Below are 11,908 nucleotides of genomic sequence, written 5' to 3'. Positions count from 1 at the left end.
AACTCACAGCCCGACGATCGAGTTCCACCGCTTCGCGAACTCCTGGCGCTCCTCGGTGGTGATGTCCCGGGCGATGGCGAGCCGGCCGCGCATGGCGGCGTCCGGGAAGATCAGCGGGTCCTCGGCGAGCGCCACGAGTTCCTCGTCGCCGGAGTCCGCGAGGACGTCCCGCGCGGCCGGGACCGGGCAGACGTAGTTGACCCAGGCGGCGAGTTCGGCGGCGACCTCGGGTCGGTAGTAGTGGTCGACGAGCTTCTCGGCGTTGGACTTGTGCCGGGCGAGGTTGGGCACCATGAGGGACTCGGCCCACAGTTCGGCGCCCTCCTCGGGGACGACGAACTCGATGTCCGGGTTGTCGGCCTGGAGCTGGATGACGTCGCCGGAGTACGCCTGGCAGGCGAGGACGTCGCCGGTGGAGAGGTCCTTGATGTAGTCGTTCCCGGTGAAGCGCCGGATGTGCCCGGCCCGGACGAGTCCCTCGATCCGCTCGCACAGGGCGTGGAAGTCGTCGCCGGTCCACCGGGTCACGTCGACGCCCTCGCCCAGCATGAGCAGGGCGAAGGACTCGTCGAGCCCGGACAGCAGGGTGACCTTGCCGCGCAGGTCGTCGGCCCACAGCTCCTTGGTGGAGCGCAGTTCCCGGCCGAGCTTCTTCCGGTTGTACGCGATGCCGGTGATCCCGGACTGCCAGGGCACGCTGTGCAGCCGGCCGGGGTCGAAGGCGGGCGAGTTCAGCTGCGGGTCGAGGTGTTTCGCGACGTTCGGCTGGGCGGCGCGGTCCATCTCCTGGACCCAGCCGAGGCGGACGAGGCGGGCGGCCATCCAGTCGCTGACGACGATCAGGTCGCGCCCGGTCTCCTGGTGGTTCATCAGGGACGGGCTGATCTTGCCGAAGAACTCGTCGTTGTCGTTGATCTCCTCGGTGTACCGGACGGAGATCCCGGTCCGCTTCCGGAAGGCGTCGAGGGTCGGCCGCTTCGACGTGTCGTCGCCGTCGGTGTCGATGTACAGCGGCCAGTTGGCGAAGTCGAGCGTCCGGTCGCGCGCGGAGAGGTCCCGGCCGGCCCGGTCGCCCTCCTCGACGTAGGCGGCGGGAACGCCGCATCCGGTGAGCAGGGCTCCGGCCCCGGCACCGCCGATGCCGCGCAGCAGGGACCGGCGGGACATGTGTTTCCTGGCTGTCGCTCTCACCCGGGCAGCATCCCGGCCCGCCACGACCTGCGGCAATGGACGGTCCGTCGAGCGACGGCGCGCGGCCCCGACACCCTGTCGATCAGGGTGTCGGGGCCGCGCGGGGTCCGGGGCGGGATCAGCCCAGGGAGGTCATGACGTGCTTGATGCGCGTGTAGTCCTCGAAGCCGTAGGCGGAGAGGTCCTTGCCGTAGCCGGACTTCTTGTAGCCGCCGTGGGGCATCTCGGCGACGAGCGGGATGTGGGTGTTGATCCACACGCAGCCGAAGTCGAGGGCCTTGGACATGCGCATCGCGCGCGCGTGGTCCTTGGTCCAGACGGAGGAGGCGAGGGCGTACTCTACGCCGTTCGCGAACTCCAGGGCCTGGGCCTCGTCCGTGAAGGACTGGACGGTGATGACCGGGCCGAAGACCTCGTTCTGCACGATCTCGTCGTCCTGCTTGAGGCCGGAGACGACGGTCGGGGCGTAGAAGTAGCCCTTGTCGCCGACGCGGTGGCCGCCGGCCTCGACCTTGGCGTGGGCCGGGAGGCGGTCGATGAAGCCGGCGACCTGCTTCAGCTGGTTGGCGTTGTTGAGCGGGCCGTACAGCACGTCCTCGTCGTCCGGCTGACCGGTCTTCGTCTCGGCGGCGGCCTTGGCGAGGGCGGCGACGAACTCGTCGTGGATGGACTCGTGCACGAGGACGCGGGTCGCGGCCGTGCAGTCCTGGCCGGCGTTGAAGAAGCCGGCGACCGAGATGTCCTCGACGGCCTTCTCGATGTCGGTGTCCTCGAAGACGACGACCGGGGCCTTGCCGCCCAGCTCCAGGTGGACGCGCTTGACGTCCTTGGCCGCCGACTCGGCGACCTGCATGCCGGCGCGGACCGAGCCGGTGATGGAGGCCATCGCCGGGGTCGGGTGCTCGACCATGGCCTTGCCCGTCTCGCGGTCGCCGCAGACGACGTTGAAGACGCCCTTGGGGACGATCCGACCGATGATCTCGGCCATCAGGACGGTCGACGCGGGGGTCGTGTCCGAGGGCTTGAGGACGACGGTGTTGCCCGCGGCGAGCGCCGGGGCGAACTTCCACACGGCCATCATCATCGGGTAGTTCCACGGCGCGACCTGCGCGCAGACGCCGACCGGCTCGCGGCGGACGATGGAGGTCATGCCCTCCATGTACTCGCCGGCCGAGCGGCCCTCGAGCAGCCGGGCGGCACCGGCGAAGAAGCGGATCTGGTCCACCATCGGCGGGATCTCCTCGCTCGCGACGAGGGCGGTCGGCTTGCCGGTGTTCAGCACCTCGGCGGCGATGAGGTCCTCGGCGCGCTCCTCGAACGCGTCCGCGATCTTGAGGAGCACCTTCTGGCGCTCGGACGGCGTGCTGTCACGCCAGGCGGGGAAGGCGGCCGCGGCGGCCTCCATGGCGGCGTCGACGTCGGCCTGTCCCGAAAGCGGGGAGGTGGCGTACACCTCACCGGTGGCCGGGTTGACCACGTCGATGGTGCGGCCGTCGGCCGCGTCGCGGAACTCCCCGTTGATGTAGTTACGCAGCCGGCGCAGCTCGGTGGTCACTTGCCACCCCTCCTGTCACGTTCTGTCTTCGCACACCTTCGTGCGGTGTCCCGATGGGCGAGACACCCCAGCCTAATCGCTTCACTGACGCTTTCAACAGCCCCGACCCCCCTCAACTTCGGATTCGGTGAGATCGAGAGCGCTTCACAACGAATTTCATCAGTTCGGGCTTGCACGACTGACAATCTCGGTGCACAGTGAAGTCGTGGCCAGTCGAAGCACAGACCCCAGAACCGGAACCGGTTCGTCCCCGACGATCGACGCCGTCTCCCTGGCGATCATCAAGCAGCTCCAGGAGGACGGCCGCCGCCCCTACGCCGCCATCGGAAAGGCCGTCGGCCTCTCCGAAGCGGCCGTGAGGCAGCGCGTCCAGAAGCTGCTCGACCAGGGCGTCATGCAGATCGTCGCCGTCACCGACCCCCTCACCGTGGGTTTCCGACGGCAGGCGATGGTCGGCATCAACGTCGAGGGTGACCTGGATCCGGTCGCGGAGGCACTGACGGCCATGGCCGAGTGCGAGTACGTGGTGATGACCGCGGGCTCCTTCGACCTGATGGTGGAGATCGTCTGCGAGGACGACGATCACCTGCTGGATGTGATCAACAAGCGCATCCGCACCCTCCCCGGCGTGCGCTCCACCGAGAGCTTCGTCTACCTCAAGCTCAAGAAGCAGACCTATATGTGGGGAACTCGATAACCGTGACCCAGGACCTCTCCAAGACCGCCTACGACCACCTGTGGATGCACTTCACCCGCATGTCGTCGTACGAGAACTCGCCCGTTCCCACCATCGTGCGTGGTGAGGGCACCTACATCTTCGACGACAAGGGCAAGCGCTACCTCGACGGTCTCGCGGGTCTCTTCGTGGTCAACGCCGGACACGGCCGCCAGGAGCTGGCCGAGGTCGCGTACAACCAGGCCAAGGAACTCGCGTTCTTCCCCGTGTGGTCGTACGCGCACCCCAAGGCCGTCGAGCTCGCCGAGCGCCTCGCGGACTACGCCCCGGGCGACCTCAACAAGGTCTTCTTCACCACCGGTGGCGGCGAGGCCGTCGAGACCGCCTGGAAGCTCGCCAAGCAGTACTTCAAGCTGCAGGGCAAGCACACCAAGTACAAGGTCATCTCGCGTGCGGTCGCCTACCACGGCACCCCGCAGGGCGCCCTGTCCATCACCGGCCTCCCGGCCCTCAAGGCCCCCTTCGAGCCGCTGGTCCCCGGCGCGCACAAGGTGCCGAACACCAACATCTACCGCGCCCCGATCCACGGCGACGACCCCGAGGCCTTCGGCCGCTGGGCCGCCGACCAGATCGAGCAGCAGATCCTCTTCGAGGGCCCCGAGACCGTCGCGGCCGTCTTCCTGGAGCCGGTGCAGAACGCCGGTGGCTGCTTCCCGCCGCCGCCCGGCTACTTCCAGCGCGTCCGCGAGATCTGCGACCAGTACGACGTGCTGCTCGTCTCCGACGAGACGATCTGCGCCTTCGGCCGCCTCGGCACGATGTTCGCCTGTGACAAGTTCGGCTACGTGCCGGACATGATCACCTGCGCCAAGGGCATGACCTCGGGCTACTCCCCGATCGGCGCCTGCATCGTCTCGGACCGCATCGCGGAGCCGTTCTACAAGGGCGACAACACCTTCCTGCACGGCTACACCTTCGGCGGCCACCCGGTCTCCTCGGCCGTGGCCCTGGCGAACCTCGACATCTTCGACAAGGAGGGCCTGAACCAGCACGTGCTGGACCAGGAGGGCAACTTCTTCTCGACGCTGCAGAAGCTGCACGACCTGCCGATCGTCGGCGACGTCCGCGGCAACGGCTTCTTCTACGGCATCGAGCTCGTCAAGGACAAGGCCACCAAGGAGTCCTTCACGGACGAGGAGACCGAGCGCGTCCTGTACGGCTTCCTCTCCAAGGCGCTGTTCGACAACGGCCTGTACTGCCGTGCCGACGACCGTGGCGACCCGGTCATCCAGCTGGCCCCGCCGCTGATCGCCGACCAGGGCACCTTCGACGAGATCGAGGGAATCCTGCGCTCGGTGCTCACCGAGGCGTGGACCAAGCTGTAAGCACGGAGCTGCAAGGACCGAACCACGGCGGTCCCCCAGCATCACGCCGCCCTCACGGCGTGACCCCACGGCCCGGGCGTGCCGCCATCCGAGTGGATGGCGGCGGCCCGGGCCGTGTGCTGTCCGTACAACCGGATATGGATCCTTACGGTGCCGAGTGACCGACAGGCCCGTCCCTTCGCTCCCCCGGACGGGGGTAGGCAGTATCGGATCCGACATCGAGGTGTACGCGATGGCCCCACCGGACAACGACGTGCTCTGGGCGCGTTCCCTGCACTGCGCCCTGGGCGGCTCGGACGCGCTCAGCGGCGTCTCCCTCGGCGTCCGCGAAGGCGAGATCCTCGCCGTCGTCGGCCCCCGCGGCAGCGGCAAGACCACCCTCCTGCGCTGCCTCTCCGGCCAGCTCGTCGCCCAGCAGGGCGAGGTCTGGTTCAACAGCGCCCCCGTGCACACCCTGGGCCCCGCCCAGCGCGAACGGCTCCGGCGCGACCGCTTCGGCTGGATCGACCCCGAGTCCGGCCTCGTCCCCGAACTCACCGGCTGGGAGAACGCCGCCCTGCCGCTGCTGCTCCGCGGCACCTCCCACCGGGCCGCGAAGACCGCCGCCGTGGAGTGGCTGGAGCGCCTCGACATCGGAGGCTGCGCCCGCAAGCGGCCGCACGCCCTCACCCAGTCGCAGCGCCAGCGCATCGCGATCGCCCGCGCCCTGGTCACCACCCCGTCGGTCCTCTTCGCCGACGAACCGACCGCCACCCTGCACCGGGCCGACGGCGCGCAGGTCCTGCGCACCCTCACGGCCGCGGCCCGCTCGCACGGCATCACCGTGCTCCTGGCCACCCACGACGACGGGGTCGCGGCGCTCGCCGACCGCACCGTCGCCCTCCTCGACGGACGCAGGGTCGCCGCGGTACCCCCGGCGACAGGGGCGGAGGGCGTCGCGGCGTGCTCGCTCTCCGTCTAGTCCGCGGGACCCACCCCCTCGTCCTGACGCGCCGGCTCCTCGTCGCCGCCGCGGCCGCGGGGGTGGGCTTCCTCCTGCTCTGCACCCTCGGATACGCCGTCGGGCACCCGGAGCGGTCCTCGGCCTCGGTGCTGCGGCTCCTCTGGTGCCTCCTCCCCCTGGCCGCCACCGTCCAGTTCGCCGTCGCCGTGGCCCGCACCGACCCCAGCACCCGGCCGCGCCCCGGGCTCTCCGCCGTCGGCCTCGGCCCCGCCCGGCTCACCGCGATCGCCGCCGCCTCGACGGCCGTCGCCTGCACCCTCGGCTCCACGGTCGCGCTCCTGTTCTACCTGCACCTGCGCGGCGACATCACCGGCCTGCCCTTCGACGGGGCGGCCGCCGGGCTCCTCGCCGCCGACCAGCCGGTCCCCCTCGCGGCCGCCCTCACCCTGCTCGCCGTCCTGCCCGTCGCCGCCGCCACGGCGGCCGGCCTGGCGCTGCGGCCCCGCATCGCGCCCGCCGCGCCGGAGGGCGTCGAGAAGACGGTGCCGTCCGGGCTGCCCTGGGGGGTCGCCCTGGTCGCGGTCGGCCTCGCGATCGAGACGTACGCGAGCCGGAGCGGCTCCGGGAACGGCCTCCCCCTGCCGGGCGGCTTCGACGGCAACCCGACGGGCGTCCTCGCCGGCTGGGCCCTCACCGCCGTGGGCCTCGCCCTGGCCGGGCCGGGCCTCGCACACGGCTGCGGCCGGCTCCTCCAGGCCGTCCGGCCGGGCGCCACCCGGCTCCTCGCGGGCCGCGTCCTGATGGACGAGTCCCGCCGCATCGGCCGGCCGCTCGGGGTGGTCAGCGCGGTGTTCTCGGGCCTCCTCGCGGCCTCGCGGCTGTACGGGGCGGACGGGGGCTCCGAGGCCTTCGGCCCGCTCACCGGCCTCGGCGCGGCCCTGATCCTGGCCTGCACCACCGCCACCCTCCTGACGGCCGCACTGGAGTCCCGGCAGGGCCGCGCCCACACCACCGAGGCGCTCGTGCGCATCGGCGCCCCGCCCACCGTCCTCCGCACGGCGGCCCTGTTGCGCGCCGTCGCCCTGCTCATCGTCTTCCTCCCCCTGACCTGGGTGGTCGCGGAACTGGCGGCGCTGCCGCTGAGGGGCTGAGGCGGCCGGGGCACCGACGGCACCACCGCCGACGGGTCGGGGCCGCCCGTACCGGGGAGCCCGCCCGCACTCGGGGACGCGCCCGCACGAAGGGGGCCGGCCCGCGTGCGGGACCCCTCCCCCACGGGGGCTCCCCCACGGGGGCTCCCCCACGGGGCCGTTCGCCCAGGACCTTCCCCACGGGGCTCCCCGCACGGGGCCGCCCCCACGAGGGGCCGGAGGGGCCTCCCGCCGTGGTGGCCCCTATCGTGGGCCCATGGCGACGCTCCCCCCGGCACACCGCCCACTCGGACCGCGCGGGCACGGACGCGAGATCCACACCCTCGCCGAGTTCGACGCGGCGCTCGCCCGGCCCCGCTCGCTCGCCGGGCTGCGGATCCAGTCGGTCGACCTCACCGACCGGACCTTCGCCCTGCTCTCCGCCGTCACCGTCGACGCCGTCTTCCTCGGCTGCCCCATGGAGCCGGAGGCCGCCGCCAAGGTCCGCGCCGACGGGGCCCTCGTCTTCCCGCCCGTCCCCGAACTGCCCTTCGACCCCTACCGGGCACGGCTCTACACGCCCGAGGAACTCTTCGAGGGGATCGCCGACGCCGGGTACGAGGGGACGCCGGACGCGCGCGCGTACGCCTGGTTCGGCCGGACCAGGGCCGACGGCGACATCTTCTCCTCGATCCTCCGCTCCCTGCACGACGACGCCGTCTCCGACGCCCTCGACGAACACCTCGACGGGGCCCGGGTCGTCGGCGTCATGGGCGGACACGCGATGGGCCGGGGCACGGAGGCGTACGCGGGCGCGGCCCGGCTCGGCAGGACCCTGGCCCGTGCCGGGCTGACCGTGGCGACCGGCGGCGGACCGGGCGCGATGGAGGCCGCGAACCTCGGCGCGTACCTCGCCCCCTTCGACGACGCGGCCTTCGCCTCGTCGCTCGACCTGCTCGCCCGGGCCCCGTCCTTCACCCCGTCGGTGACGGACTGGGCCCGCGCCGCCTTCGCGGTCCGGGTCCGGTGGCCGGGCGGCGGGGACTCGGTCGGCATCCCCACCTGGTTCTACGGCCACGAGCCGCCGAACCCCTTCGCCGGCCACATCGCCAAGTACTTCGTCAACGCCACCCGCGAGGACGGCCTCCTGGCCCGCTCGACGGCGGGCATCGTCTTCCTGCCGGGCGCGGCGGGCACGGTCCAGGAGATCTTCGACGACGCGACCCCGAACTACTACGGCTCCCGGGGCGCCCCGGCCCCGATGGTCCTGGTGAACCGCGCCCACTGGACCGCCCGCCTCCCGGCCTGGCCCCTCCTGGAGGCCCTCGCCGCCGACCGCCCGATGGCGTCCCGGATCGCCCTGGTGGACTCGGTCGACGAGGCCCCGGAGGCGCTGGAGCGCCTCGGGAAGTAGTCGCTCTCCCCGCGCGGCGGAGACGGACGCGCCCCGGGGCCGCCGCCCGCACGGGCCTTCCGGCGGAAGGCCCGGACCATGACGCCGAAGGCCCTCCCGGCCGCGTGGCCGTCCTGGGCGGGCCCCGCCGCGCTCGCCCGGTCGCCGCTGCACGCCGCGGGCGCCGCCCCCGCCCGGGCCACCCGGAGGGCGTGCGGCCGGTGCGGGCCGGCCGTCACTTCCTCCAGTAGACGTGGTGCGTGACCTTGCCGCCCGGGCTGGGCACGACGTCGCGGTGGAAGCGGTCGAGCAGCTCGTCGGGCGAGTCCCAGAGCCGCACCCCCGCCCCGAGCTTCACCGGCGACACCGCGACGTGCAGGGTGTCGACGAGGTCGGCGTCGAGGAACTCCCGGATGGTGGTGGCCCCGCCGCCGAGGCGGACGTCCTTGCCCCCCGCCGCCTCCCGCGCCATCCCGAGGGCCGTGGCGGGGTCGGCGTCGACGAAGTGGAACGTGGTGTCGGAGAGCGTGAACGAGGGGCGCGGGTGGTGGGTCAGCACGAACACCGGCGTGCGGAACGGCGGCTCGTCACCCCACCAGCCGCGCCACTCCTCGTCCCGCCAGGGCCCGCGCTGCGGACCGAACTTGTTGCGGCCCATGATCTCGGCGCCGATGTTCCGCGAGAAGTCCCGCGTGAAGTAGTCGTCGAGGCCACGGCTGCCGCCGGGATCGGTGCGGTTCGGCCAGCTCGCCGTGGCCCCCGCCCAGGAGAACATCTCTCCGGGATCCGCGTGCCCGAACGGCCGTTCCAGACTCTGGCCCTCCCCGGTACCGAATCCGTCGGACGAGACCATGAAGTTCTGGACTCTGAGCAACTGGGCCATGGTGGTGCCTCCCGTGCGGTCGACAGAAAGAAGACGAACAACCGGGAGACTCCCCGGGCGGCGAAAACTCATCGCCCCCGGGCCACGAGGTCACGAAGCGCCGCCCTCCAGCACCACCACGTCCTCCGCCCGGAACTCCACGCCCACCCCGGCGCCCTCCTCCGGCGCCTCCCGGAGCGGGAGCTCGGCCTCCAGGGCGGGCCCCTCGGCCGGGCGGAGCCGTACGACGACCTGGCTGCCCCGGAAGGTCCGGGACTCCACCGTCCAGGCCGGACCGTCCTCCACGAGCCGCACCCCGCCCGGGCGGACGAGGAGCCGCCGCTCCCCCTCCGGCGAGCCGTCCGGGACCGGGACCTTCCCCCACACGGTCTGCGCGACCGTGCCGGTCACCCGCGCCGCCACCACGTTGTCGAAGCCCAGGAACCGTGCCACGAACTCCGACGCGGGCCGCCGCCACACGTCCACCGGCGCACCCGACTGGGCGACCCGCCCGTCCCGCATGACCACGAGCCGGTCGGCGAGCGCGAAGGCCTCGCCCTGGTCGTGGGTGACGGCGAGGACCGTCGTCCCGAGCCGCCCGAAGAGCTGCCGCAGCTCCACCACGAGCCGCTCCCGCAGGCCCCGGTCGAGCTGGCCGAGCGGTTCGTCGAGCATCAGGAGCCGGGGCCGGGGCGCCAGCGCGCGGGCGAGCGCCACCCGCTGCTGCTCGCCGCCGGACAGCGCGGCGACGGACCGCCGCTCGGCGCCGGGCAGGCCGACGAGGTCGAGCAGTTCCCGCACCCGCTCCGCCGTCTCGGCCTTCCCCGCGCCCCGCGTGCGGAGCCCGAAGGAGACGTTTCCGCCGACGTCCCGCTGCGGGAAGAGCTGGTGGTCCTGGAACATCAGGCCGACGCCCCGCCGGTGCACCGGCACCCCGGCCTGGTCGGCGCCGCCGAGCAGCACCCGGCCCCCGTCGAGCGGCTGGAGCCCGGCGACGGCCCGCAGCAGCGTGGACTTGCCGCTGCCGCTCGGGCCGAGCACGCACACGATCTCGTGCTCGGCGACGTCCAGGTCCACGGCGTCGAGCACGGCCCGCTCCCCGAACCGTACGGTCGCGTCCTCGATCGACAGCATCAGAACTCCCCGGAGGTCCGGTCGGTGCGGAGCCGTTCGAGCAGCAGCAGGGACACCGCGCACACCACCATCAGAATCGTCGAGAGGGCCATCGCCTGGCCGTAGTTGAGCTCGCCGGGCCTGCCGAGCAGCCGGGCCACCGCCACCGGGAGCGTCGGACTGTCGGGCCGGGCGATGAACACGGTCGCCCCGAACTCGCCGAGCGACACCGCGAACGCGAACCCGGCCGCGACGAGCAGCGCCCGCCGCACCAGCGGCAGGTCCACCTCCCGCCAGGCCCGCCAGGGCGAGGCGCCGAGCACGGCCGCCGCCTCCCGCAGCCGCTCGTCCACCGCGCGCAGGACCGGCAGCATCGTCCGTACGACGAAGGGGACGCCGACCAGTGCCTGGGCGAGCGGTACGAGGATCCAGCTGGCCCGCAGGTCGAGCGGCGGCTCGTCGAGGGTGATGAGGAAGCCGAAGCCGACGGTGACGGCGGACACTCCGAGCGGCAGCATCAGCAGTGCGTCGAAGCCCCGCACGAGCCGCCCCGCACGCCTGGTCAGGGCCGCCGCCGCGAGCCCGCCGACCAGCACCGCGATGGCGGTGGCGGCCACCGCGTACCGCAGCGAGTTCCCGATCGCCTCCAGCGGCGGGACGAGGAAGGTCCCGGACTCGTCGAGCGAGCCGAGCGCCCGGTAGTAGCGCAGCCCGTACCCGTCGGGTCCCGCGAAGGAGCGCTCCACGAGCACCCCGAGCGGCAGCAGGATCAGCAGCGCCACCGAGGCGAGGACGCCCGCGAGCAGCGCCCACTGGCCGGCGCCGCGCGGCCGGCGCGCGGTCCGCTCCGGCGCCACGAGCCGCAGGGCGGTCTCCCGCCGCCGTACCGTCCAGGCGTGCACGCCCAGGATCGCGCCGACCGCCACGAACTGGACGAGCGTGAGCACGGCCGCCGTCGGCAGGTCGAGCAGCCGGGCGGTCTGCCGGTAGATCTCGGCCTCCAGCGTGGAGTACGCGTCCCCGCCGAGGATCTGCACGACGCCGAAGGAGGTGAAGGTGAAGAGGAAGACCATCAGGGCGGCCGCCGCCACCGCCGGCACGAGCGCGGGCAGCGTCACCGTCCGCCAGGCCGTCCAGCGGGAGGCGCCGAGGACCCGGGCGGCCTCCTCCTGGCGAGGGTCGAGCTGCGACCAGAGGCCGCCGACGGTCCGGACGACGACCGCGTAGTTGAAGAAGACGTGCGCGAGGAGGATCGCCCACACACCGGTGTCGAGCCGCAGTCCCCACAGCTCGTCGGTGAGCCCGCCCCGGCCGACGAGCGCCAGGAACGCCGTGCCGACGAGGACGGTCGGCAGCACGAACGGCACCGTGACGACGGCCCGCAGCACGCCCTTGCCGGGGAAGTCGAAGCGGGCGAAGACGTACGCCCCGGGCAGCGCCACCAGGAGGGTGAGACCGGTGGACGCGAGCGCCTGCCAGACGGTGAAGCCGAGCACGTCGAGGATGTCCGGCCGGCTCAGCGTCTCGCCGATCCGGCCGAACCGCCAGGCGCCGTCGGGGCGGAGCCCCCGGTCCACGATGGACACGACGGGCCAGGCGAAGAAGACCCCGAAGAACGCGACGGGCAGGACCATCAGTCCCAGCCGCGTCGCGTTCCCCC

The 11,908-nt window shown here is 72.8% G+C and carries 10 protein-coding genes; 5 read left to right on the top strand and 5 right to left on the bottom strand.

Features of this window, described 5'->3' with window-relative positions; genetic code table 11:
- Window positions 1–3 precede the first annotated feature (3 nt).
- Together IE180_RS28495 and IE180_RS28490 are read right to left on the bottom strand one after the other, a co-directional pair.
- Complete coding sequence (locus IE180_RS28495; RefSeq protein ID WP_190159828.1) at window positions 4–1,167, bottom strand: polyamine ABC transporter substrate-binding protein; 1,164 nt, start codon at window positions 1,165–1,167, stop codon at window positions 4–6.
- A gap of 142 nt (window positions 1,168–1,309) precedes the next feature.
- The gene (locus IE180_RS28490; RefSeq protein WP_190159827.1) at window positions 1,310–2,746 is read right to left on the bottom strand and encodes a gamma-aminobutyraldehyde dehydrogenase; all 1,437 of its coding nucleotides are present in this window, start codon (window positions 2,744–2,746) and stop codon (window positions 1,310–1,312) included.
- A gap of 205 nt (window positions 2,747–2,951) precedes the next feature.
- On the opposite strand from IE180_RS28490, the gene IE180_RS28485 reads away from it, so the two are divergent.
- The 5 genes from IE180_RS28485 (at window position 2,952) to IE180_RS28465 (ending at window position 8,294) form a co-directional block, all read left to right on the top strand.
- Entirely contained in the window at window positions 2,952–3,443 is a 492-nt protein-coding gene (locus IE180_RS28485) for an Lrp/AsnC family transcriptional regulator (RefSeq protein WP_030690618.1), read from the top strand.
- Window positions 3,428–4,807 carry an aspartate aminotransferase family protein gene (locus IE180_RS28480; protein WP_190159826.1) on the top strand — a complete coding sequence of 460 codons (1,380 nt, stop codon included), beginning with the start codon at window positions 3,428–3,430 and terminating at the stop codon, window positions 4,805–4,807. The genes IE180_RS28485 and IE180_RS28480 overlap by 16 nt, the downstream gene beginning before the upstream one ends.
- Before the next feature lie 232 nt (window positions 4,808–5,039).
- Complete coding sequence (locus IE180_RS28475) at window positions 5,040–5,768, top strand: ABC transporter ATP-binding protein (protein ID WP_190159825.1); 729 nt, start codon at window positions 5,040–5,042, stop codon at window positions 5,766–5,768.
- Window positions 5,750–6,901 (top strand): hypothetical protein, encoded by a 1,152-nt coding sequence (locus tag IE180_RS28470; protein ID WP_190159824.1) that lies wholly within the window; start codon window positions 5,750–5,752, stop codon window positions 6,899–6,901. Before IE180_RS28475 ends, IE180_RS28470 begins: the two co-directional genes overlap by 19 nt.
- A gap of 256 nt (window positions 6,902–7,157) precedes the next feature.
- Complete coding sequence (locus tag IE180_RS28465) at window positions 7,158–8,294, top strand: LOG family protein (protein ID WP_190159823.1); 1,137 nt, start codon at window positions 7,158–7,160, stop codon at window positions 8,292–8,294.
- 214 nt (window positions 8,295–8,508) lie between these two features.
- Here the strand turns inward: IE180_RS28465 and IE180_RS28460 are convergent, their stop codons facing one another.
- From IE180_RS28460 to IE180_RS28450, 3 genes are all read right to left on the bottom strand, one after another.
- Entirely contained in the window at window positions 8,509–9,156 is a 648-nt protein-coding gene (locus IE180_RS28460; protein ID WP_190159822.1) for a dihydrofolate reductase family protein, read from the bottom strand.
- A gap of 90 nt (window positions 9,157–9,246) precedes the next feature.
- The gene (locus IE180_RS28455) at window positions 9,247–10,269 is read right to left on the bottom strand and encodes an ABC transporter ATP-binding protein (protein ID WP_190159821.1); all 1,023 of its coding nucleotides are present in this window, start codon (window positions 10,267–10,269) and stop codon (window positions 9,247–9,249) included.
- The gene (locus IE180_RS28450; protein WP_190159820.1) at window positions 10,269–11,882 is read right to left on the bottom strand and encodes an ABC transporter permease; all 1,614 of its coding nucleotides are present in this window, start codon (window positions 11,880–11,882) and stop codon (window positions 10,269–10,271) included. Before IE180_RS28450 ends, IE180_RS28455 begins: the two co-directional genes overlap by 1 nt.
- Window positions 11,883–11,908: the final 26 nt, after the last annotated feature.

It is taken from the genome of Streptomyces litmocidini (assembly GCF_014649755.1).
Taxonomy (GTDB): Bacteria; Actinomycetota; Actinomycetes; order Streptomycetales; family Streptomycetaceae; genus Streptomyces; species Streptomyces litmocidini.
The sequence above is the reverse complement of the archived record's forward strand: the minus strand, read 5'-3'. Positions and strand labels throughout refer to the sequence as shown.